Origin of the sequence: Cupriavidus sp. Met-2 (assembly GCF_049843575.1) — a bacterium.
Classification (GTDB): Bacteria; Pseudomonadota; Gammaproteobacteria; order Burkholderiales; family Burkholderiaceae; genus Cupriavidus; species Cupriavidus metallidurans.
On sequence record NZ_JBBHZL010000004.1, the window covers coordinates 145,302 to 166,992 of the forward strand.

Annotated in this window: 20 protein-coding genes; 12 read left to right on the forward strand and 8 right to left on the reverse strand. The window is 64.6% G+C overall.

Annotation, left to right across the window (positions count from 1 at the left end):
- The 3 genes from WD006_RS11185 to WD006_RS11195 all read right to left on the reverse strand — a co-directional run bounded on the left by WD006_RS11185 (position 1) and on the right by WD006_RS11195 (position 2,878).
- Positions 1–450 carry a MaoC family dehydratase N-terminal domain-containing protein gene (locus WD006_RS11185; RefSeq protein ID WP_011517104.1) on the reverse strand — a complete coding sequence of 150 codons (450 nt, stop codon included), beginning with the start codon at positions 448–450 and terminating at the stop codon, positions 1–3.
- A 66-nt stretch (positions 451–516) separates the two neighbouring features.
- On the reverse strand, positions 517–1,710 hold the full coding sequence (locus WD006_RS11190) for a lipid-transfer protein (RefSeq protein WP_011517105.1): 1,194 nt from the start codon (positions 1,708–1,710) through the stop codon (positions 517–519).
- Between the two features lie 31 nt (positions 1,711–1,741).
- On the reverse strand, positions 1,742–2,878 hold the full coding sequence (locus WD006_RS11195) for an acyl-CoA dehydrogenase family protein (protein ID WP_011517106.1): 1,137 nt from the start codon (positions 2,876–2,878) through the stop codon (positions 1,742–1,744).
- 278 nt (positions 2,879–3,156) lie between these two features.
- Between WD006_RS11195 and WD006_RS11200 the strand changes: the two genes are divergently transcribed.
- The 3 genes from WD006_RS11200 to WD006_RS11210 all read left to right on the forward strand — a co-directional run bounded on the left by WD006_RS11200 (position 3,157) and on the right by WD006_RS11210 (position 6,470).
- Positions 3,157–4,296, forward strand: a complete 1,140-nt coding sequence (locus WD006_RS11200; protein ID WP_011517107.1) for an acyl-CoA dehydrogenase family protein — start codon at positions 3,157–3,159, stop codon at positions 4,294–4,296.
- 67 nt (positions 4,297–4,363) lie between these two features.
- Positions 4,364–5,551 carry a lipid-transfer protein gene (locus WD006_RS11205; protein ID WP_011517108.1) on the forward strand — a complete coding sequence of 396 codons (1,188 nt, stop codon included), beginning with the start codon at positions 4,364–4,366 and terminating at the stop codon, positions 5,549–5,551.
- Positions 5,552–5,639: 88 nt separating this feature from the next.
- Positions 5,640–6,470 carry an SDR family NAD(P)-dependent oxidoreductase gene (locus WD006_RS11210; protein WP_029307355.1) on the forward strand — a complete coding sequence of 277 codons (831 nt, stop codon included), beginning with the start codon at positions 5,640–5,642 and terminating at the stop codon, positions 6,468–6,470.
- 104 nt (positions 6,471–6,574) lie between these two features.
- Here the strand turns inward: WD006_RS11210 and WD006_RS11215 are convergent, their stop codons facing one another.
- The gene (locus WD006_RS11215; RefSeq protein WP_029307354.1) at positions 6,575–9,352 is read right to left on the reverse strand and encodes a LuxR C-terminal-related transcriptional regulator; all 2,778 of its coding nucleotides are present in this window, start codon (positions 9,350–9,352) and stop codon (positions 6,575–6,577) included.
- 364 nt (positions 9,353–9,716) lie between these two features.
- Here WD006_RS11215 and WD006_RS11220 point away from each other — a divergent pair, with 364 nt between their 5' ends.
- The 5 genes from WD006_RS11220 (at position 9,717) to WD006_RS11240 (ending at position 15,157) form a co-directional block, all read left to right on the forward strand.
- Entirely contained in the window at positions 9,717–10,667 is a 951-nt protein-coding gene (locus WD006_RS11220; protein ID WP_104670240.1) for a Bug family tripartite tricarboxylate transporter substrate binding protein, read from the forward strand.
- A gap of 213 nt (positions 10,668–10,880) precedes the next feature.
- Positions 10,881–12,002 (forward strand): CaiB/BaiF CoA transferase family protein, encoded by a 1,122-nt coding sequence (locus WD006_RS11225; RefSeq protein ID WP_029307353.1) that lies wholly within the window; start codon positions 10,881–10,883, stop codon positions 12,000–12,002.
- A 13-nt stretch (positions 12,003–12,015) separates the two neighbouring features.
- Positions 12,016–12,765, forward strand: coding sequence for a hypothetical protein (locus tag WD006_RS11230; RefSeq protein ID WP_029307352.1), 750 nt, complete (start codon positions 12,016–12,018; stop codon positions 12,763–12,765).
- A 518-nt stretch (positions 12,766–13,283) separates the two neighbouring features.
- A complete protein-coding gene (locus WD006_RS11235; protein WP_029307350.1) occupies positions 13,284–14,432 on the forward strand; it encodes a porin in 1,149 nt (382 codons plus the stop codon).
- Between the two features lie 152 nt (positions 14,433–14,584).
- The gene (locus tag WD006_RS11240) at positions 14,585–15,157 is read left to right on the forward strand and encodes a DUF2889 domain-containing protein (RefSeq protein WP_029307349.1); all 573 of its coding nucleotides are present in this window, start codon (positions 14,585–14,587) and stop codon (positions 15,155–15,157) included.
- A 14-nt stretch (positions 15,158–15,171) separates the two neighbouring features.
- Here WD006_RS11240 and WD006_RS11245 read toward each other — a convergent pair whose 3' ends face one another.
- On the reverse strand, positions 15,172–15,426 hold the full coding sequence (locus WD006_RS11245) for a hypothetical protein (RefSeq protein ID WP_375198938.1): 255 nt from the start codon (positions 15,424–15,426) through the stop codon (positions 15,172–15,174).
- 422 nt (positions 15,427–15,848) lie between these two features.
- On the opposite strand from WD006_RS11245, the gene WD006_RS11250 reads away from it, so the two are divergent.
- Complete coding sequence (locus WD006_RS11250; RefSeq protein WP_011517117.1) at positions 15,849–16,781, forward strand: amino acid ABC transporter substrate-binding protein; 933 nt, start codon at positions 15,849–15,851, stop codon at positions 16,779–16,781.
- A gap of 132 nt (positions 16,782–16,913) precedes the next feature.
- A complete protein-coding gene (locus WD006_RS11255; RefSeq protein WP_024569936.1) occupies positions 16,914–18,101 on the forward strand; it encodes a benzoate/H(+) symporter BenE family transporter in 1,188 nt (395 codons plus the stop codon).
- 62 nt (positions 18,102–18,163) lie between these two features.
- On the opposite strand, the gene WD006_RS11260 is transcribed toward WD006_RS11255, so the two are convergent.
- On the reverse strand, positions 18,164–18,688 hold the full coding sequence (locus WD006_RS11260; protein ID WP_011517119.1) for a hypothetical protein: 525 nt from the start codon (positions 18,686–18,688) through the stop codon (positions 18,164–18,166).
- A 338-nt stretch (positions 18,689–19,026) separates the two neighbouring features.
- Here WD006_RS11260 and WD006_RS11265 point away from each other — a divergent pair, with 338 nt between their 5' ends.
- Positions 19,027–19,356: a DMT family transporter gene (locus WD006_RS11265; RefSeq protein ID WP_011517120.1), complete on the forward strand. Its 330-nt coding sequence runs from the start codon at positions 19,027–19,029 to the stop codon at positions 19,354–19,356.
- A 27-nt stretch (positions 19,357–19,383) separates the two neighbouring features.
- On the opposite strand, the gene WD006_RS11270 is transcribed toward WD006_RS11265, so the two are convergent.
- Positions 19,384–19,710 carry a hypothetical protein gene (locus WD006_RS11270; RefSeq protein ID WP_011517121.1) on the reverse strand — a complete coding sequence of 109 codons (327 nt, stop codon included), beginning with the start codon at positions 19,708–19,710 and terminating at the stop codon, positions 19,384–19,386.
- A gap of 643 nt (positions 19,711–20,353) precedes the next feature.
- Here WD006_RS11270 and WD006_RS11275 point away from each other — a divergent pair.
- Positions 20,354–21,061: a fimbrial protein gene (locus WD006_RS11275; protein ID WP_157139108.1), complete on the forward strand. Its 708-nt coding sequence runs from the start codon at positions 20,354–20,356 to the stop codon at positions 21,059–21,061.
- An 89-nt stretch (positions 21,062–21,150) separates the two neighbouring features.
- Here the strand turns inward: WD006_RS11275 and WD006_RS11280 are convergent, their stop codons facing one another.
- Positions 21,151–21,399: a hypothetical protein gene (locus WD006_RS11280; RefSeq protein WP_011517123.1), complete on the reverse strand. Its 249-nt coding sequence runs from the start codon at positions 21,397–21,399 to the stop codon at positions 21,151–21,153.
- Positions 21,400–21,691 lie beyond the last annotated feature (292 nt).

Consider the following 21,691-nt stretch of genomic DNA (forward strand, 5'->3'; position numbering starts at 1 on the left):
TCAGCCGCGACGTTCCACGAGCGTGCCGCGCATGTCGGCGACGTGCTCGCCGTTCTGGTTGGTGACGCGCGTCGTGGTGACAACGAAGTGCAGCGCTCCGCCCTTCTTGTCGTAGACGTCGGTGAGGGTCGTCTCGAATTGCAGGACGTCGCCGGCATAGGCCATACGGTGGTAGTCGAATGCCTGCTCGGCGTGCAGGATGCGGCCCAGGTCCAGTTGCAGCACTTTCATGCGGTCGATGCCGGAAGCGGCCGCGACATCGCTGTTCAGGCACATGAAGAAGGTGGGCGGAACTGGCAGCGAACGATGGCCGGCGTCGCGCGCAGCGGATTCATCCACGTATTCCGGACTGGTCTCGCCGGTCGCCTTGGCGAAGAAGCGCAGGCGCCCTTTCTCCACGTCGATCGACCCCTTGCCGAGGTCCATCCCAATCATGCTCTTGTCAGCCATCTGATGTTCTCCTCTCGATAGTCATGGCCGGACGCGGGCCATACCCGCTCCCGCGCCGATCTGGCCTTATGCGCGGCCGTACAGCGTCACCACGCAGGCGCCGCCGAGGCCAAGGTTGTGCTGCAATGCAAGCTGCACGCGCTCCACCTGCGTCGCCTCCGCCGTGCCCCGGATCTGGCGGGTCAGTTCGTAGCACTGCGCCAGGCCGGTGGCGCCCAGCGGATGGCCCTTGCTCAGCAGACCGCCCGACGGGTTGATCACGACCTTTCCGCCGTAGGTGTTGTCGCCGTCTTGCACCATCTTCTCGGCCTCGCCGATCTTCGCGAAGCCCAGCGACTCGTAGGTCAGCAGTTCGTTCTGCGCGAAACAGTCGTGCAATTCGCAGACCTGGATATCCGATGGGCTCACTCCAGCCGCCTCGTACACGGCCTTCGCGCCGCGCTCGGCCATATGGAAGCCGACCAGGCCGATCATCGACGGTGGATCGAAGCTCTGCGCCACATCGGTGGTCAATGACTGGGCCAGGATGCGCACATCGGTGCGGAGGTTGTGCTTCTTCGCGAAAGCTTCCGTGCAGACGATCGCGGCCGCGGCGCCGCTGGTGGGTGGGCAGGCCATCGAGCGGGTCATGACGCCAGGCCACATAACCTTCTCGTTCATCACGTCTTCCTCCGTCACCACGGTGCGGAACACGGCCAGCGGGTTGTTGGCGGCATGGCGGCTCGCCTTGGCGCGGATCTTCGCGAAGGTCTCCAGCTTCGTGCCGTACCTTTGCATATGCTCGCGACCGGCGCCGCCGAACATCGTCAGTGCACTGGGCACACCGGCATCCAGCGCATCCTGCACCATCGGCGCCGAGATTTCCGTGAAGCGCGCCATTGCACGCTCACGGTCGGTCCAGACGCTCGTCAGTGCGCCCGGCTGCATGAACTCGAAGCCCAGCGCCAGCGCGCATTCCACCGCGCCGCTTTCCACCGCCTGGCGAGCCAGGAACAGAGCGCTGGAACCCGTGGAGCAGTTGTTATTGACGTTGACAATGGGAATGCCGGTCACCCCGACCTTGTACAGCGCGGTCTGGCCGCAGGTGGAGTCACCGTACACATAGCCGACATAGGCCTGCTGGATCCTGTCATATGGCAGGCCTGCATCCTCCAGCGCGAGCCTGGTCGCCGTGGCACCCATGACGCTGTAGGAATCGCTCTGACCCGGTTTCTTGAACGGGATCATGCCGACCCCGGCTACCACCACATGCTTGGACATCGCTGTTGTCTCCTCGCTGAAATCGCCGTCGTTACATCTTGCGCGTGATGATGTCGCGCATCACTTCATTGGACCCGCCGTAGACGCGCGCCACGCGCATGTCGACAAAGGCGCGGGCGATCGGATACTCGAGCATGTAGCCGTAGCCGCCATGCAGCTGGACCATGTCGTCAATGCATTTCCACTGCACTTCGGTGGCGTGCAGCTTGGCAATGGCGGCTTCTTCGCCCGACAGCCGGCGGCGCATGTGCTCGCCCAGGTAGTAGTCCACCATGGTGCGCAGCGCCACGGCATTGGCCTTGACATCGGCCAGCTTGAACTTGGTGTTCTGGAAGTCCCAGACGGTGCCGCCAAAGGCCTTGCGGTCCTTCACATACTCGATGGTCTGTTCCAGCAGGCGTTCGATCTTGGCGGCAGCCGTCACAGCGATGATGAACCGCTCCTGTGCCAGGTCGTGCATCAGGTAGCCGAAGCCCTTGTTCACTTCGCCCAGCAGGTTGCCCGCCGGCACGCGCACGTTGTCGAAGAACAGCTCGGCGGTATCCTGCGAGTGCATGCCCACCTTGTGCAGCTTGCGGCCGCGGCGGAAGCCTTCTCGGTTGGTCTCGACCAGGATCAGGCTCACGCCCCTGGCGCCGGCCGCGGGGTCGGTCTTGCAGACCACCATCACCATGTCCGAGCAGAAGCCGTTGCTGATGAAGGTCTTGCTGCCATTGATGACCCATTCGTCGCCGTCGCGCACCGCCGTAGTCCGGCAGGCCTTGACGTCCGAGCCGCCTCCCGGCTCGGTGATGGCAACGGCGAGGATGGTCTTGCCCGCGCAGATGTCGGGCAGCCAGCGCTGCTTCTGTTCCTCCGTGCCCAGGCGGGCAATGTAGGGCGCCACGATATCCGAGTGCAGCCCGAACGACACGCTGACACCGGCATAGGCCATTTCCTCGGCGATGATGGCCGCGTGGCCGAAGTCGCCACCGCCGCCGCCATACTCGGTCGGCAGTGCCGTGCAAAGAAGCCCTTCGCGCCCGGCCTTGAGCCAGGTTTCGCGGTCGACGATGCCGTCGGCCAGCCATTGTTCCTGGCGCGGTACGCATTCGCGCTCCAGGAAACGGCGCACGGTGGTGCGGAACTGCTCATGATCTTCACGATAGACACTGCGAACGACTTCCACGACGTCTCCTCCCTGTCAGGTATTGGCGTAGCCGGCAGGTCAAACGATCCGGCCGGCTCTCGGTGAACGGATGATGCGCCGCGAGCCCCACCACCCCCCCTCCCCGATATGGGTAGTCCGGACACCCCGCTGCACGCCGGGGCGGAACCGGGGCCAGCCCCTACCCAACTCGGGGAGGCGTTCGCCTACAGGCTGGCCGCCATCATTTCCCGCAATGGCAGCGAGTGCGGTGACCACCGCCCTGCCCTCAGGCAACCAGGACCAGCAAGGAGATCACTGTGGACATCACCCGTACCGTGTTCCGCGAGGACCATGAGATGCTGCGCGACAGCGCGCGGCGCTTCTTCGAGCGCGAATGCGCGCCACACCAGGAGGCGTGGGACCAGGCCGGCCGCGTCGACCGCGAAACCTGGCTCAAGGCCGGCCGTGAAGGCCTGTTGTGCGTCGCGATCCCGACCGAGTACGGCGGTGGCGGCGGCGACTTCGGGCACTCCGCGGTGGTGCTGGAGGAAATGCACCGCGCCGGCATCTCGGGGGCCGGCTTCTCTCTGCACTCTGACATCGTCGCGCCGTACATCAACCGCCTGGGTACCGAGGAACAGAAGCAGCGCTGGCTGCCCGACATCTGCGCAGGCAAGACCATCCTGGCGGTGGGCATTACCGAGCCGGGAGGCGGCTCGGACGTCAAGGCCTGCCGGACTACGGCGGTGCGCGACGGCGACGAATGGGTCATCAACGGCAGCAAGACCTTCATCTCCAACGGCATGAGCGCCGACCTGATCATGCTGGTCTGCAAGACCGACCCCGCAGCCGGCGCCAGGGGCGTGAGCCTGATCCTGGTCGAGACCAACCGAGAGGGTTTCCGCTGCGGCCGCAAGCTGCACAAGGTCGGCCAGCCGGCTGCCGACACCGCCGAACTGTTCTTCGACAACGTGCGCGTGCCGGCGGGCAACCTGCTGGGCGAGCCAAACCAGGGCTTTGGCTACCTGATGCAGGAGCTGGCGCAGGAGCGCCTGATCATCGCGCTGTACGCCGCCACGGCACTGGAGCGCCTGCTCCGCATCACGCTGGAATATGTGAAGGACCGCAAGGCTTTCGGCGGCACCGTCTGGGACTTCCAGAACACCAAGTTCAAGCTGGCCGATGTCAAGGCCAATGCCGTGGCGCTGCGCACCATGGTGGACTACTACCTGGGCGAACACATGCGCCGCAAGCTCACCGTCAATGAAGCGGCCATTGCCAAGCTGTATTCGACCGAAACGCTGTGGAAGTGCATCGACGACATGGTCCAGCTGCACGGCGGTTACGGCTACATGCTCGAGTACCCGATCGCGCGGGCCTTTACGGACTACCGCGTGTCCCGCGTGGTGGGCGGCGCCAACGAAGTGATGCGCGAACTGATCGCACGCAAGCTCTGAGCGCGACGCGAACGATCACGGTGCTACCTGCCCGCAAGCCGCGGGCCAATTATCTGGAGAAGACAAGATGAGTGAAAAAGTACTGGTTGGCGGCGTGGGGATGATTCCCTTCAGCAAGCCGGGCGCCAGCCCCAGTTATACCGACATGGGTGCGGAGGCAGTCCGGCGGGCGCTGGCCGACGCCGGTATCGGCTACGAGCAGGTGCAGCAGGCCTACGTCGGCTATGTGTACGGTGACTCCACCTGCGGCCAGACGGCGTTGTACGAAGTCGGCCTGACCGGCATTCCTGTGGTCAACGTCAACAACAACTGTTCGACGGGTTCCACCGCGCTCTACCTGGCCCGCCAGGCCGTGGCGCTGGGCGACGCCGACTGTGTGCTGGCACTCGGCTTCGAGCAGATGCAGGCCGGCGCGCTGAAGTCGCACTGGGACGACCGCCCCAAAACACGCGCCCGCTTTGCGCACGTGCTGCAGGATCTGACCGCCGACGTAGCTGACCTGCCGCAGGCACTGCGCACGTTCGGCGGCGCGGGCCGCGAGCATATGCAGAAGTACGGCACAAAGATGGAAACCTTTGCCGCCATCCGCGCCAAGGCCAGCCGCCACGCCGCCAACAACCCGCTGGCGCTGTTCCGGAACGTGGTCACCACCGAAGAGGTCATGAACGACAAGGTGATGTGGCCCGGCGTCATGACTCGCCTGATGGCCTGCCCGCCGACCTGCGGCGCCGCCGCCGCGCTGATCGTCTCGGAGAAGTTCGCGAAGAAGCACGGTCTGCGCACCGACGTGCAAATCCTGGCCCAGGCCATGGCCACGGATCCAGTCGAATCGTTCGATCCGCCCTCCATGATCAGCTATGCCGGCTTCCACATGGCGCAAGCCGCTGCCAACAAGGTCTACGAGAAAGCAGGCGTGAACCCGAAGGACATCCGAGTCGCGGAGTTGCATGACTGCTTCGCCCATAACGAGTTGCTGAGCTACGAGGCGCTGGGCCTGTGCGGCATTGGCGAAGGCGAGAAGTTCGTGATGGACGGCGACAACACCTACGGCGGCCGCGTTGTGACCAATTCCTCCGGTGGCCTGCTGTCGAAGGGCCACCCGCTCGGCGCGACGGGCCTCGCCCAGTGCTACGAACTGACCCACCAGTTGCGCGGCACCGCGGACAAGCGCCAGGTGGAAGGCGCGAAGCTCGCGCTGCAGCACAACATCGGCCTGGGCGGCGCCTGCGTGGTGACGCTCTACGGCAAGGCCTGACCAACGGTCACGAATGCGGCGGCTTCGTGTCGCCGCCCCTCGAAATCTTGAAATCCCACAGCGGGAAACATCCAGCAGGAGTATGAACATGAGCAGGAAACTGGAAGGCAAGGTTGCCATCGTCACTGGTGCAGGGCGTGGTATCGGCCGCTGCATCGCCCTGAAGTTCGCCAGCGAAGGCGCCGGCGTGATTGTCAACGATCTTGATGCCGCACCGGCCAATGATGTGGTGGAGGAGATCCGCCGCAGCGGCGGCAAGGCACTGGCCTTTGCCTGCAATGTCACCGAGCCGGACTTCGGCGAACGCCTGGTCAAGGCCACACTGGAGGCGTTCGGCGGCATCGACATCATCGTCAACAATGCTGGCTATACCTGGGACAACGTCATTCAGAAGATGAGCGACGAACAGTGGGACGCCGTCATCGACTGCCACCTGAAGGCGCCCTTCAACCTGCTACGGGCGGCCCAGCCCTACTTCCGCGAAGTCAGCAAGGCCGAGGCCGCCGAGGGCAGCGAGGTCTTCCGCAAGGTGGTCAATATCTCGTCGATCTCCGGTACGCAGGGTAACGCCGGGCAGGTCAACTACTCCGCCGCCAAGGCGGGCGTGATGGGCATGACCAAGACGCTGGCCAAGGAATGGGGCCGGATGAAGGTCAACGTCAACTGCGTGGCCTTCGGCTTCATCTCCACCCGCCTGACCGAGGCCACCACCGAAGAGAAGACCGTGAGCATCGAAGGCCGCGACATCAAGGTCGGCGTCAATCCGGAGCGCATCGCGCAGGCCAGCAAGGAGATGGCGCTCGGCCGCCCCGGCACGGCGGAAGAAGCCGCCGGCTCGGTCTACATGTTCTGCATTCCCGAATCGAACTACGTGACCGGCCAGACCATCATTTGCGGCGGCGGTCGCGGCGGATTCTGAGGCAGGGGCAACGGGGCTGCCTGTAGAGAGTCCCGCCTTGCGGCAACCCCGATTGCCAAAGGCGCCGGCAAATTGGGGAGCGGATCGCGCGGACGTCGACGGCCTCAGCGAGGTCTGGGGGCGCCGAGGTCTGGCGTATCGGCGGCCAGATCGCGCAACAGAGCCACGGCTTCATCTCTACCGGACACGCCGAGCTTGATGTAGATGTTCTTGAGATGCCACTTCACCGTCTCCGGCGAAATGGAAAGCGTGCGCGCCACCATCTTGTTCGACATCGCCTGCGCGATCAGCTTCAGGACTTCAGCCTCGCGCTCGCTGAGCGTCCTGATAGGCGTGGAGCGGCGCACGGCGGAAGCTGGCGCCACCGCGCGGCCGCGCCATCGGCTCGACGCTTCCAGCAGGCGCCTGGCATAAAAGGCCACGACCGGGTCGAGCCCCTGCTCGTCCAGCAACCTGCGCATCAGCCCCTGTCCGCCTGTCGCTGCGTCGAGAAGGCTGCGCACCAGACCAAACCGCTGGCCATGGCGCAGCGCCCCACAGAGGTGCTCCCGTGCAGCGCGTGCATTGCCGCGCCCGTCCTCGGCCACGGCGCACTGAACCAGCACGGTGGCGAAGTGCCGGCCTCGCGCGGCAAGCTCCACGCTGTCCAGGAGTGGCCTCAGGCGTGCCATGGCGCCATCGTAGTCATGGCGGTGCAGGGCCAGGCCGCTGGCGGACAGTTGCGCCACGACGTCGATCTCCCACACCGAAGCGCGGCCGGCCCCCGCTTCGGTCGACAGCTTCTGCGCGCGGGCGACGGTTGCTTCGGCCAGGTCGATCTCGCCCTCCTGCAACTGCCAGCGTGAGCGCACGGCCAGGGCCAGGGCCAGCAGACGGTCGAGGTGGTGCCGCACGGCGTAATCCTCCAGCCGGTCCAGGTAGGCAGCGGCCTCCAGGCGCCGCCCGGCGACACGATGGGACAGCGCAAGCATGAGCAGGGCACGCAGGACCGCGTCGGGGACCGAAACGGCTTCCAGTTGCTCGATCCGATTCTCCAGCAATTCGCAGACGGAATCGATCTCATTGAGTTCGTAGAAGGTCTCGCTCAGCAGCACTGCGGCCATGTGCGCGGCGCCCACATATTCGCCGCCAAGCTGCTCCGCCTCGTTCAGCACCTGGCGGAGCACCGGCTCGGCTTGCAGGATCTTGCCTTCCATCAACAGGCTGAGCCCGGACAGACAGCGTCCGACCAGACCGCTGACCATCGCGCCACCCCGCAGCGTGCTGTCGGCCAATACTTGCCGCGCCCGCTCGTGCTCGCCTCGGTGCATGTGGAGCCAGCCCACCACATTGCCGCGCGCGGTCAGCAGGAAATCGTCCGCATCCGCGGGTACACGCTCCAGTTCCGGCAACAGGACTGCCGCAGCACCGATGTCATCCTGCATCAGGGCCATGCCGCCCCGCAGCACCGTGACAGCGTAACGCTCGCGCAGCCCCAGCGTGGCGGCCTGCTGCGCAAGGCGCCCGATTGCCTGCGCGGCCGCATCTAGCCGGCGCGCACGCAGGTTGATGTGGGCCTGCATCAGTTGCAGCGAGAAGCGCGACTCGACCTGCTCGGGCGGCAGCATGCGCAGAAGGCTGGTCAACTGGCCGAGGCCCCCGCGTGCCAGCAGTTCGGAAGCACGCGCCTCGATCGCATCGGCGGCCGCGTTCGCCTCGCCGGCGAGCACGGCATGCCGGACTGCCTCTTCCACCTGGTCGCGCTGCTCGAACCAGCGCGATGCCGCCGCATGGAGCGCTTGCTGCTGTGCGACCGGCATTGCCTCCACCCGCGCAAGCAGCACTTCGCGCAGCAGGGGATGAAGGCGATACCAGCTTTCGTGCTCATGGCCGCTGACCTGGATGATGAACAGATTGCTGCTGTCCAGCCTGACCAGCCGCGTGGTCATGCGCGCAACGGCGTGCGGCTCGCCGACCAGGGCCGCGCACAGGGGTGCGCAAAAGCGGCTGCAGATCGCCACGCAGGTCAGCAGCTTCTGGTCGTCCTCGGCGAGCTTCTGCAAGACCTCGCGCTCGAAATACTCGGCGAAGGCACTCGCATCGCGCAATGCAGTGGGCGAAAAGCCAGCCCCTTGCTTCGCCTTGATATCCAGCGCGAACAATTGCAATCCGGCGACCCAACCGTCGGTCAGATCGTGCAGCCGGCGGGCGTCGCGCGGGCTGATCCCGCCAAGCTGGTCACGCAGGTAGGCTTCCGATTCCTCGGGGCTGAAACGCAGGTCGCGCAAGTCAAACTTCGTGACGAGGCCTTGCGAGTGCAAGCGCGCCAGCGACAGTGACAACTCGCCGCGCGAGCACAGCACCAGGTGCAGGTGCGGCGGGGCGTAGTCGAGCAGCCATTGCAGCGCCTGCCAGATGCGCGCGTCCTGGATGTGATGCACATCGTCGAGCACGAGGACCAGGTCCCGTGGCTGGCTGGCAATTGCCTCGATCAGCGTGACCACCCAATGCTCGACCCTGGATGCGTCGCTGCCGTCCCCGATGAGGTTCGCGGCCTTGCGCGCAATCTCGCCCTCGACCAGCCCGATGCTGGCGAGCAGGCAGTCGAAAAAGCGGCCCGGCTCGTCGTCCTCTTCGGCCAGCGACAGCCATGCCACTTCGAAGCCCAGTGATACCAGCACCTGGCGCCAACTCACCATCGTCGAAGTCTTGCCGCATCCGGCTGGGCCCTGGATCACCACGCAACGCTGGTGCCGCGCTTCCAGCAGCCGCGCCAGCAGCGCCTCGCGAGCCAGTGGCCGCCGTGCAGGACGTGGCGGTACCAGCTTGGTGCCGGCAATGGGCTCGAATACGTGCGAGTGGATGCTTGCCAACGGTGTCTGCCCTGATTGGTACGAAGACATGATTCTGTGGTGCCGGACTCATCACGCAGGCAGCGGCCCGGCGACGGGAAGCTGGACATTATAGTGACATGTTCCGCGCACCAGCCAGTAAGAGGATCTCGGTAGTTCCGCCGTTCGGCAGGCTCCGTGCACGGCTCGGCATGCTGCATCGCGGCGCAAATACCCCCCATTCTTTACTCCGTTCGGGTAGGCAGTGGTCTCTGTCGGCCCATGCATGATGATGACTTCTGCCACAGCACCGGGAACCCGGGAATGAGCCATGGCCGCCCTGCCTTCCGGCCGGCCGAGCAACCCATGACAAGATGCGGCGGACACCAGCCGCGACAAGGAGACTGCAACGATGATCCGCAAGAGATGGACGTGCATGCTGGCGCTGGCGCTGGTGCTGGTGAGCCAGTCGGCTTCGGCACAGCCCACCTACCCGACCCGGCCGATCAGCTTCGTGCTGCCCTTTTCCGCAGGCGGCGCCGCTGACACTGTCTCTCGCATGCTTGCCGAGGAAATGAGCAAGCGCCTGGGCCAGCCGATCATCGTCGAGAACCGTCCGGGTGCCGCCGGCGTCATCGGCACAAACGTTGCAGCCAAGGCTCCGGCCGACGGCTACACCGTATTGCTGACACTGACGCAGGCCATCCTCACCAACCAGTTTCTGTTCACCAAGCTTCCCTACGATCCCCGCAAGGAACTGGCCTTCGTCACCGAGGTCTGCGGCGGTTCCGTCCTTCTTGTGGTCAATCCCCGCATACCAGCAAAGGACGTCAGCGAACTGCTCAACTGGGCCGCCAACAACCGCGCCTCATTCGGCTCGTGGGGTACGGGCTCCTACGGACACCTCACCAGTGCCTACCTGAACCGCTCACGCAAGATCGACCTCACCCATGTCGCCTACAAGGGCGAAGCACCGATGATCCAGGACCTGGTGGGCGGGCAGATCGACATCGCCTTCGTTACCGCGTTCTCGGCCAAGCCCTTTATCGACTCGGGCAAGCTGCGTGTTCTGGCGGTGACGGGTGAGCGGCGCCTGCCCGCCCTTCCCAATGTGCCGACGCTGGCTGAAGCCGGGCTGACAGATCCGGAATTCCAGTCAACGGGCAAACTCATCATGATGGTGCCCGCCGGCACCCCCGCGCCAATCGTCGAACGCATCGAGAGTGCGGCACGCGCCGTGATCGGCACCGAAGCGATCCGCAACCGCATGCGCGGCATCGGCATGGAGCCGATCGGCAACAGCAGCAGGCAGGCGCTGGCCAATTATGAGGCGATGTATCCGGTGCATCAGCGGCTCGTTCAGTTGACCGGCGCGAAGCTGGACTGACGCCTCTCCCGCGCTGCTGCTCGCCCGGGACCGTCCCGGGCCGCAAGACCACTTTCCCGTACTCCGCACCGACGCCACCCCGCCCCACCTCCCCAATGCGGGGAGGCCGGTCGGGCGCCAACGCGCCCTAAGCTTGGCTGGCCTGCCGTCCGGCACCGGCGCCGCAGCGACTGACACGTGCCAGCGGCTTCACCTCGGAGAACGAAGAACATCATGCTGTCTGGCATCAGGATTGTGGAAATCTGTGGGATCGGCCCGGGCCCGTTTTGCGCAATGCACCTTGCGGACCTCGGCGCCGACGTGATTGCGATAGAGCGCACGGCCTCCGGAGAGTCCGGCGCTCCGGCAGACGGCAGCGTGCTCAATCGCGGCAAGCGTTCAGTGGTTGCCGACCTGAAGACGGCCGAAGGCCGGGAGCTGGTGCTGCGCCTGATCGAAGATGCGGATGCGCTGATCGAAGGCATGCGTCCGGGCGTCATGGAGCGCCTCGGGCTCGGGCCTGACGTGCTCCAGCAGCGCAACCCCCGCCTGGTCTACGGCCGCATGACAGGCTGGGGCCAGTACGGTCCACTGGCACAAGCTGCCGGGCACGACAACAACTACATTTCGCTCTCAGGCGCGCTCTACTACAATGGCGCCCCTTCCGAGCCGCCCTCCTCAGCCATCACACTGGTCGGTGATGTGGGCGGCGGCGCGCTCTACCTCGCAATTGGCCTGCTGTCCGGCATCCTGAACGCACGAGCGACCGGCAAGGGTACGGTGGTCGATGCGGCCATCACCGATGGCTCGGCCCACATGCTGCAACTACTGCTTGCCACGCGCCAGAAGGGCCTGGTGACGGGCGTGCGTGGCCAGAACGTCCACGACAGCTCGCACTTCTTCGCCACCTATCGCTGCGCCGACGGCCACTTTGTCACGCTGGGCGCGCTTGAGCCGCAGTTCTATGCCTTGCTGCTGCAAAAGCTCGGCCTAGCCGAAGACCCGCGCTTCGCCCGGCAATGGGATCGCCAACGCTGGCCGGAACTGCATCGCCACTTTGCCGAGTTGTTTGCCAGCAGGACGCGCGCGGAATGGTGCGCGCTGCTCGAGAACACGGATGTCTGCTTCGGGCCGGTACTGAGCCCTGAAGAAGCCGCGGCGCATCCGCACAACGTCGCTCGCGGCGTGTACTTCGAAAGCGACAGACAACTGCAGGCTGCGCCGGCACCGCGCTTCGACGGCCAGGCCCGGCGACCGGGGCCGATACCGACGCCCGGCCAGCATACGGAAGAGATCGCGGCCATCCTTGCCGGCAAGGATGCGCACGGGCTATGGCATTCCCCCCGTGCAGGCTGACCGGAGCCACCGCATGCGCCGCAGCACATACGCGGACAGTGCACGGGATTGCGCCACGGCGCAACGCGGGCGCCTGCAGCCCCGGCTGTCCGCGCTGATCGCCGAAGTACGCGCGCTGCGTCGCGAGCTCGAACTTATGCTGGCGCTGTACGCGATGCCCGATCCCCGCGAGGTGATGGCATGCCGCGCGCAACTGCTCGACCAATGGATCCAGCAGGCGCAGGGCCGGCGGCAGCTGGTCTGCCTGGCCTGCGCGGCCGAAGAAGGGGTACTCACCCGGCACCATCTGGAGCTTGGCCAGCAGACCGCGTCGACCACATCCGACCGCGCGCTGCGCGCCTTGTACTGGGCAAGTGTCCAGCGCTGGAGTCGCCTGCCTGTTGCTGGCCAGCCCCGAACGAGCGCACCCGTGGTGCGGCGATACACCTCGAACATCGTGGCAGCCGATATGTGCGAGAAGTGCTGTGAACTCAGGCATGACGCCAGGCGCTTCGCTCCGCACGAGGCACTGGCCCCACTGGCCCCACTGGCCCTTGAGCACGACGAGATGCACCGGACTGACCAGGCAGTGACGATGTCCCGGTATGGCTGCATGGCCTGCGCTACGCGGTGGGTTCGACGGGTCTTGCCATGGGAGCCGTTTGTCTCCTGGAGCGTCGTGCAGTCCGATGTTGCTTCGGCTGCGACGCCGCCGGGCCCTCTTCACGCGCTGACCGCAATGGCAGTGGGTAAGCATTCCGGCCTCGTGCCATCCAGCCTGTAGACCACAACAACCCGGTCCAGCTCCCTTCCGTCACCACACCGCGAAGAAAACAAAAAAAACCGGCCAACGGGCCGGCATGAAAATACCTGCCGGCAAGGACACCCGACAGGCGTGGAGAAGGAACAGAACCAGCAGGACGGCGCGCCACGCGCGTCGACGCTCCGTGCACTGGCAGCCAGTTCGACACCAGCGTAGCGGCTCAACCCGACTTTGGCGCCACCCCTGAAGGGTAGTCGCCGACAACCCCGTATTGCATGGAGATGGCACACCGCTGCCGCGCAGCGTCCACCGAGAACATCAGGGTCAATACGGATGGGTAGTGCGCGAATACGACACGCTGGCCATTTGGAGTGGTCTTCCTCGCCGCGCTTCTGCGCTCTACTTTGCCTGCGCTAGCTGCCACGACCTGCAACAGGCAGCACAGGCACGCGCCCGAGAAACAGCGCGACCGGACGGGCCGGAACCACACCTCGTGTACCTGCCGCCGGAATCCAAAAACGATACGGAGACCCTCAAGCATGAAAAGGAAGTTCCTGACCCTGGCGGCATTGGCGCCTGCTGCAGTCACTGCCCATGCGCAGACCAGCGTGACGCTTTACGGAGTGATTGACGGATCCGTCGAGTACGTCAACCGGGTGGCCGCTGGCGCGGCCACGCCCACGCAGGGCGGCAGCCGCTTCGGCATGCCTAGCGTTGGCGGCCTGTCCGCCTCGCGCTGGGGCCTGCGCGGCGTGGAAGACCTGGGTGCCGGCAACTCGGCGATGTTCGTGCTGGAAAGCGGCTTCCAGTGGGATTCCGGAGCCCTGCAAAGCGCCCCGCTGTTCAACCGCCAGTCCTACATCGGCTTGCAGAACAAGGAATACGGCAAGCTCAGCTTCGGGCGTCAGTACACTTCTTTCTTCGATGGCATGGCCAACTTCGCGCCGCTGCGCTTTGCCGCCACCTACGAACCGGGGATCTGGTGGATGGGCCTGAACTACCGCGAAGACAATATGGTCAAGTACACCGGCCAGTTCGGACCGCTGCAGGCCGTGGGCCACTTCTCGTTCGGTACCGGCACGGCAGTGCAGAACGCCAACATCGTGTTGGCCAACGGCGGCGCGGGTGAAACACCGGGTAATTTCACCGACAACACCGCCTACGGCGGTTCGCTGATGTACCTGGACAGCAGCGGCCTGGGATTCTCAGTTGCCGCGGACATCTGGCGCCCGGCCGCCGTAACGGGCCAACCGGGCAGGGTGAACAAGTATGGCGCCGCCGCGCTCTACAACACCGGGCCGTTCAAGTTCACGGCGGGGTACCGCTACAACAAGGGCGAGTTCTCCAATGGCGCCACCGTGCTGCGTGACGACTACTGGTGGGCCGGCATCAACTACCAGGCAACGCCCGCGCTGGGCCTGTCGTTGGCGTACTACTACGCGGACATCAAGAGCGCACGCACTGCGGCCACGTCGCCGGAGACCAACCCGGCAAATATGCAGCAGGTCAGCTTCATTGCCGACTACAACTTCAGCAAGCGCACGGACGTGTACCTGTCCGTTGGCTATGCCCACAACGGTGGGTTGAGCTTCGACAGCACCGCCACTGCCTTTGCGTTCAAGTACCCGACCATGACCGGTCAGCAAAATATGGTCGGCGTGACGGTGGGCGTACGCCAGGTCTTCTGACACAAGACGGCGGGCACCCGATACGCCGGACACTTTCGTCCGGCGTCCGGTACGCGGGATTTCCCGCTACCCGCTACCCGATTATGGGGGGTCGCAGAGCAGGCACGTGCGTACATCATCCTCTCAGGATGAGCAAGCCTGAAGGGCAACGCATGGAACCAGAGACTCCGAACCAGCCGGAACGCACGCTGCGGCATACCCGCCAGATCCTTTGCCGCGGCTACCTGCGCGACGACGGCCTGTACGACATCGAGGCCGAACTGCATGACATCTCCCCAGTGCCGACCGAACTGCCTTTCATCGCGCTTCCGGCCGGTGGATCCATCCACCAGATGCGCCTGACCATGACGATCGACGCGGAACTGGTGATCCGGCACATGTCGGCCCGTACCGATACCGGCCCCACGCCCTACTGCGCCGAGATCAACGCGGCCTATGCGGTGCTGGAGGGACTGCGTGTCGGCAGCGGCTTCCGGCAGGAGGCAAAGGCGCGCCTGGGTGGCGCCAGGGGCTGCACACACCTAACCGAACTGCTGGGCCCGCTCGCCACCACCGCCATGCAGACGATCATGTCCATGCAGCGCGAGACCACACCCTGGCACGCGCGGCTGGAAGGCGACGCCCCCATACCCCAACCCTGGGTACTGGGCACCTGCCACGCCTATCGCCTCGACGGCGAAGCCGCCAAGGTCATCTGGCCGATCGACCGCCGCGCGCGCAAGTAGGCCGGACCGCCTGACTACCCACTTCGCGGAGGGCTGCCATGCCCTGCCGCCGTGATCATGCCTGCGTGCGATGCCCGTGACGGGGCGCCATTGCCATCCAATCCAATCCGGCCCGTCCCGAGAGCCCAGTAGAGATAGCCGAGGCGGTGCGCCCAGCCGCGGGCTGCTACCAGCACGCCTGGCGCCGACGACGATGCGCAGGCGTTGGCGTTGGCGTTGGCGTTGGCGTTGGCGTTGGCGTTGGCGTTGGCATTGTTCTTGCGTGTCACCGCCGGATAGATACTCCCCATTTCTGCCGAAGCAAAAAAGAAGGGCCCGTTCCTTCACGGGCCCAAGAGTCTCTCCTCGGTGCCCTGCTCGCAAGGCACGGCTGAAGAATAGCCATTCGGCTGAGCCACAAGAAGTCGGATAACTCCGTAAGGGAAAGCCCCCGTCAACGCGGGTTGGGTCGAAGCGTTGCGTTACGGGGACGCCGCCATTGCGTAGCGCACGTCTGCCGGCGTTTGCAGTTGTGTCACCGCCGCCCCCCGTGGAACAATCAGCGCCATCGGAAACATCCGATCGCACAACAAGAAGCAGCACCACGAAGCACGACAGAGCCGGACCGATCCGGCCAATTGGTGATCGGCGGATGGCCAGGGCGGCCAGCGCCGCCACGGTTATTTCTGACTAATTTTCGACGGGTGTCATCATGACCAATTCGGGCCTGCCACGCCGCGCCTCGTTCGGGGGCGTCGCGTCTGTCTTCCTTTCCCTTGCCGCATTGCTGACGCCGGCCGCCATCCCGGCGGCGCAGGCGGCATCCAGTCCGGTTATCCAGCGCATCCAGCAGACCGGCACGATCCGCATCGCGCACCGCGAAAGCTCCGTGCCGTTCTCGTTCATTGCCGACGGCAAGCCGGTCGGGTACGCCGTCGATCTGTGCCTGAAGGCGGCTGACGCCGTGCGCGCCCAACTGAAAATGCCGCAGTTGCGCGTGGAGTGGGTGCCCGTGACGCCGGCCACGCGCATCCCGGCCATCGTCGATGGCAAGGCCGATCTGGAATGCGGGTCGACCACCAACAATCGCGAGCGTCGCGAACAGGTCGCCTTCACGATCCCGCACTACATCGCCGGCAGCCGCATGCTCGTCAAGTCGGATTCCGGCATCCGCCGCTGGAGCGACTTGCGCGGCAAGACCGTCGTCTCCACCACCGGCACCACGCCGCTGGCCATGATCCGCAAGATGGACGAATCCGGCGCGATGGGCTGGAAGGTCCTGGAGGCCAAGGACCATGCCGAGGCGTTCGCGATGGTGGAATCGGGCCGCGCCGATGCGTTCGTGATGGACGACGTGCTGCTGTTCGGCCTGCGCGCAAACGCGAAGAACCCGGCTTCGCTGGCGGTGACCGGCGACCTGCTGACGATCGAACCCTACGCGATCATGCTGTCGAAGCAGGACGCCGAGTTCAAGAAGATCGTCGACAAGGCCCTGGTCAACGCGATCTATGACCAGGAAACCCAGAAGCTCTACCGCAAGTGGTTCCAGCAGCCGATCCCGCCCCATGGGATCACGCTGGATATTCCGATGAGCTACCTGCTGCGGGACTCGTTCAAGTTCCCGAGCGACAAGGTGGCGGATTGAGGCGCTGACGCCGACCACCGGTCTTGCTCCTCTCTCCCACTTGCGGGAGAGAGGAGAAAACAGAACACCACTCCGGTCATCCCGTGCGAAGATACCGCCCGTTGCCCTCGGGCCCGCACCGCACGACCCACCATGACCGCAGCCCCCCTCAAGCTGTCCGACCTGTCCGTTTCCACCACGGTGGCCGGGCTGATCGCCATGCTGACCGGCTACACCAGTTCGCTGGTGCTGATGATCCAGGCCGGACAAGCCGCGCACCTGACCGATGCCCAGATATCGTCCTGGATCTGGGCGCTATCGATCGGCATGGGTGTCACCACGCTCGGACTATCGCTGCTGATGCGGGTGCCGATCGTGATTGCATGGTCCACGCCCGGGGCGGCGCTGCTGATCGCATCCCTGCCCGGCGTGCCCTACCCGGAAGCGATTGGCGCGTTCCTGATGGCGGCCCTGCTAATGACGGCGGCCGGCCTGACCGGCTGGTTCGACAAGCTCATGAAGGCGCTACCGGCCAGCATCGCTTCGGCCTTGCTGGCCGGCATCCTGTTCCGCATCAGCGTCGACGTATTCGTCCAGGCCCAGCACCAAACGCTGCTATTACTGGTGATGTTCGCCGTCTACCTGTTTGGACGGCGCTGGTGGCCGCGTTATGCGGTGCCCGGTGTGCTGGTGATCGGCGTCGCGCTGGCCGGCGTACTCGGCCAATTGCACTTCGAGCAGTTTCACTTCGCCGTAACCATGCCGGTCTGGACCACACCTGCGTTCTCGGTATCGGCATTCGTCAGCATTGCCGTGCCGCTGTTCATCGTGGCGCTGGCGTCCCAGAACATCCCTGGGCTGGCCGTGCTGCGTGCCGATGGCTACCACGTGCCGGCCAGTCCGCTGATTGCGGTCACGGGCGTGGCGTCGGCCATCCTGGCGCCGTTCGGATCGCACGGTATCAATCTGGCGGCCATCACGGCCGCGATCTGCACCGGCCCGCAGGCTGACGCCGATCCGCGCCGCCGCTACATGGCCGCCGTGGTCTGCGGTATCGGCTACCTGGTCATGGGCATCATGGCAGCCAGCATCGCCGCATTGTTCGCGGCCTTCCCAAAGGCGCTGGTGGTGGCCGTCGCCGCCTTTGCGCTGCTTGGCTCGATCGCCAATGGACTGACGGTGGCCATGCAGACGCCGGTCGAACGGGAATCGGCCCTGCTGACGTTCATGATCACGGCGTCCGGCATGACGCTGGCAGGCGTCGGCTCGGCGTTCTGGGGCGTGGTGGGCGGCATGCTCGCGCTGCTGGTGCTCAAGCCGCGCGAGCCAAAGTCCGCTTGATGGTCGCCTGATCGTCGCCTGATGGTCGCCGGGCAACGGCCCAAGCTCAAAGACCCGATCTGCTAGAGCAGCAGGAAGGCAATGTCCCCCACGCCGATCTGCGTGAGCGACATGCCCTTGCGGCGCTGGAACAGCACATGCTCGAGCACCCGGTCACGGTGCTCGGCGAACACAGCGGGATCGAACCGCAACGCGGCGGTGGCGTAGTGCTCCGCCAGCAGTTTGTAGACGCGATGGCGCACCAGCAGCAGTTCGTTGTCGGTTTGCAGGCGCGACATCTCGACGCTGTGCTCATCCTCGAGCTGCCGCATGCTGACCACCACGCGCGCGTGCATCCCTCGATAGCGATCGATCTCGGCATGAGCGCGGCGCAGTTCGTCGCGCAGCGTCCGCACTTCCTGCATCAGTTTCAGATTTTGCTGCACGCCTCGCTGAATGCGGGAGGCTTCTTCCAGCGCGTGGTCGGCTGCGGCAATCGTGTTCTGCCAGACGCCCTCTCCCGGATCGCGCCCGGGATCGGACTCCCCCTGCAAATGGCCGAGTCGCGTGGTCGGCCAGGCCGTTACCCCGTCAAGCTCGTTGTTCATGATGCTCCCCTTGATCCCATCTACAACCTCGCCAGCCGCCGGCGTATGTTTTGGTGCCGGCATGGTCAGGCCAGATTGGATACTGCCGCGACATTCTGGAGGCGCCTCTTGTGTATTCCCGGGCGCCCCGTGCGTTTTCAGCGCATACCATCATTCAATTCCCCTATCCCTTGCAGGGCAACCACCGCGTGGGAGGGTAATCGATCACCTGAAATTACTATGACGCCAGGATTCTCGGCAATTCGTCCCATGGTTTGCAGCCCCGTTTGGGGGTGATCGGGGGCGCGGATTGCATAATATCGAATCCGCGTGCCGCAACAGTCTCTTTTGATCAATTCATGAACGGATATCTGCTCCTCGCCCTGGCCATCGTTGCCGAAGTCATCGCCACCAGCAGTCTCAAGGCCGCCGAGAACTTCACGCGCCTGGTCCCCAGCGTCCTGGTGGTGACCGGATACGTAGCGGCGTTCTGGTTACTGATGCAGGTGATGAAAACAGTGCCAGTCGGTGTGGCCTATGCGATCTGGTGCGGCGCCGGAATCGTGCTGGTGACGCTCATCGCATCGGTGCTCTACCGTCAGGTCCCAGACCTGGCGGCCTGGCTCGGCATCGGGCTGATCATTGCCGGCGTGGCGGTGATCCAGCTTTTCTCGAAGATGTCGCATTGATTCCGGCAGCACCCTGCCCGGCTGCGCTCACCCCTTCGGTGGCAGCGTACGCAGCAGCCGGTTGACCTGTGCCAGCGTCTCGCATTCGTCAGCCTTGCGCTGCCGGCGCTGCTCGACGATTTCCAGCATGGCGCGGATCTGCCCATTCTTGGCCTCGCAGGCCTCGCGATTCGGCTCCGCGCACGGGACCTCCAGTTCACCCCGCAAGCTCTCCTGCACGATATTGATCAGCGCCGTGCAGCCCGATGTATCGGCCAGCGCCGGATCGGACGCCGGTGGCACCGCCAGAGCCGGCATCGCACCCATCAGGACAAGCAGCGGCAACCGGCAAAGATTCGCGCGGACGGATGACATGGGTAGGCGGAAGCTGGCCAAATGTGTCCTTGTTTGCGGCGTGAAGCCGACATCATAGCCGGTCGCTGAATCGGCCAATCGGAAATGTCCACAAGGTAAACGGATCGCGTCGAGAGACGCCACGTTTCGCCCGAACAGAGAAATTCAATTTATTACTATTCAAACACCAACAGCTACACCGGTAGAGTAATAACTTAACGAGACTGGCTTTGACGCATGACATCGAATGCACCGCGATTGCAGTCACCGTTCCCTTCAATCTCAATAGATGGACCGCGGCGCGGAATCTCAGTCCCGGTGCGTTTCCATCGGCGACAAGTTATTGCCCATGCTTGAACCTCTCATCAGACATTTTCGGCACACCGGATGGAACCCGACGCGGCCCGGGCTTATCCGCATCACCCTCCTCGGTGGTTACATCTTCTTGACCCCAGTCCAGCCAGTGTCCGCAGGTTCGATCATCTATCCAAGCACCGCAGGGACCCCGTTCAGCCTGTCATTTGGGACGTCGTTGACGTCTTCGCGAGACCAAGGAGTTGGACGGCAACTGGCAACCGCGTGGCAAAACCCCGGCCTTAGACTTTCCGATGTTAGGTGCCCAGTAACGAAAACAACGAGTGTCAGTGGGATTCCAGTGCCAGGAATGCCCAATGCGTACCAGACCAATCTGGCGGGCATAGGTATGCGTTTTGCAATGACCGACGGCTGGACGGGGGGTTTGGCTGCAGCACCATCGAGGACGACGTTTTCTCCACCGAGTCCAAACGCCGCCGCCGTGGACTACTTCTCGGCTGAACTCATCGTGACTGGTCCCATCAAGTCCGGCGCATTGACCAGCCTGCCCTCCATGACCGTCCAGTTCTCGGGCAGTTGCTTCGATACAGTCACCCGAACCATCACGATCACACCCGGTACGCGAGTCATGGCCAACAGTTGCACCGTCACGACACCGCACGTCGAGGTGCCGCTGCCCCCGGTCAGGCTTGCGAGCCTGCTGCCGGTCGGCAGAGTAAGCACCGAACGCGCCGACTTCAACATCAGCTTGTCGTGTCCAACCGGTATCGGCATCCATATCACGTTGACGGACGCAATCCGGCCCGTCAACAGGACAAACGATCTCACGCCGGCGCTTGATTCCACGGCGCGCGGCATTGCGCTTCGACTGTCGAGAGGCGGCACGCCAATCACCTTTGGCGCCGATTCCGCTGCACGAGGAAACCCCGGGCAATGGTACGTGGGGCCGTCTGCCGCCACCACCCTTGTGCCCTTGACCGCGCGCTACGTTGCAACCGGAACCGTCAGACCCGGCGCTGTCAGAGCGCTGGCAACGTTCACGCTCAGTTATCAATGACCGGCGGGCGCGGACACTGGCCAAATTGAAAACAGACCATCGTGAAATGGCCTGCCAAAAGGTGGATAGGTAGATCAGCGACGGGCCAATCAGTCGTCTCCCCAACGCCAGCGTGGCGGCTCCCCCTTGATCCAGCAAACGACAAACAGCGCCAGGCTCAGGATCACCACGAGGAAGACAAAGACAACGGGACGGTGGTCAACGCGGAAGAAGAAGACAGCCAGCGCTAGCAACGCGAAGTACGCGCCGTAGGCTATCCAACCTTGCCAGCAAGTCGGGAGCCCCCACCCCCAGCCATAGCGCTTGGCGTGAAACCAGTATTCAGGGTCGGTCTGCATGGTCAGGCTCTGTATACCGCATGGACGTCAGCGCAATGTACCCGCGCATGACTTGATCCTCAACGATACGCCTGCCCCGTGGACCTAACGGGGTGCCGTCGCAGGAACGACTGTGGTCCCCGGAGGCGCGATGCTGCCGTTGGCCACGTCGCGTGGCAGCAACTACGGATAGTTCATGTACAGCGCCGCAATGGCGCTGACGCTTCCGCTGGTGACGACCTGCCCCGCCTGGAAATACGTAGGGAGCCCCCAACCCAGCCGTGGCCGCCTGGCGCGAGATCAGGACACACGC

What these genes read in the sequence shown, in the direction of transcription:
- WD006_RS11230 (WP_029307352.1), top strand. Translation starts at nt 12,016, where the DNA reads ATGCGCCGCAGCACATACGCGGACAGTGCACGGGATTGCGCCACGGCG.
- WD006_RS11280 (WP_011517123.1), bottom strand. Translation starts at nt 21,399, where the DNA reads ATGCAGACCGACCCTGAATACTGGTTTCACGCCAAGCGCTATGGCTGG.
- WD006_RS11190 (WP_011517105.1), bottom strand. Translation starts at nt 1,710, where the DNA reads ATGTCCAAGCATGTGGTGGTAGCCGGGGTCGGCATGATCCCGTTCAAG.
- WD006_RS11225 (WP_029307353.1), top strand. Translation starts at nt 10,881, where the DNA reads ATGCTGTCTGGCATCAGGATTGTGGAAATCTGTGGGATCGGCCCGGGC.
- WD006_RS11270 (WP_011517121.1), bottom strand. Translation starts at nt 19,710, where the DNA reads ATGTCATCCGTCCGCGCGAATCTTTGCCGGTTGCCGCTGCTTGTCCTG.
- WD006_RS11235 (WP_029307350.1), top strand. Translation starts at nt 13,284, where the DNA reads ATGAAAAGGAAGTTCCTGACCCTGGCGGCATTGGCGCCTGCTGCAGTC.
- WD006_RS11275 (WP_157139108.1), top strand. Translation starts at nt 20,354, where the DNA reads ATGCCCAATGCGTACCAGACCAATCTGGCGGGCATAGGTATGCGTTTT.
- WD006_RS11185 (WP_011517104.1), bottom strand. Translation starts at nt 450, where the DNA reads ATGGCTGACAAGAGCATGATTGGGATGGACCTCGGCAAGGGGTCGATC.
- WD006_RS11205 (WP_011517108.1), top strand. Translation starts at nt 4,364, where the DNA reads ATGAGTGAAAAAGTACTGGTTGGCGGCGTGGGGATGATTCCCTTCAGC.
- WD006_RS11220 (WP_104670240.1), top strand. Translation starts at nt 9,717, where the DNA reads ATGCTGGCGCTGGCGCTGGTGCTGGTGAGCCAGTCGGCTTCGGCACAG.
- WD006_RS11215 (WP_029307354.1), bottom strand. Translation starts at nt 9,352, where the DNA reads ATGTCTTCGTACCAATCAGGGCAGACACCGTTGGCAAGCATCCACTCG.
- WD006_RS11265 (WP_011517120.1), top strand. Translation starts at nt 19,027, where the DNA reads ATGAACGGATATCTGCTCCTCGCCCTGGCCATCGTTGCCGAAGTCATC.
- WD006_RS11210 (WP_029307355.1), top strand. Translation starts at nt 5,640, where the DNA reads ATGAGCAGGAAACTGGAAGGCAAGGTTGCCATCGTCACTGGTGCAGGG.
- WD006_RS11255 (WP_024569936.1), top strand. Translation starts at nt 16,914, where the DNA reads ATGACCGCAGCCCCCCTCAAGCTGTCCGACCTGTCCGTTTCCACCACG.
- WD006_RS11250 (WP_011517117.1), top strand. Translation starts at nt 15,849, where the DNA reads ATGACCAATTCGGGCCTGCCACGCCGCGCCTCGTTCGGGGGCGTCGCG.
- WD006_RS11240 (WP_029307349.1), top strand. Translation starts at nt 14,585, where the DNA reads ATGGAACCAGAGACTCCGAACCAGCCGGAACGCACGCTGCGGCATACC.
- WD006_RS11260 (WP_011517119.1), bottom strand. Translation starts at nt 18,688, where the DNA reads ATGAACAACGAGCTTGACGGGGTAACGGCCTGGCCGACCACGCGACTC.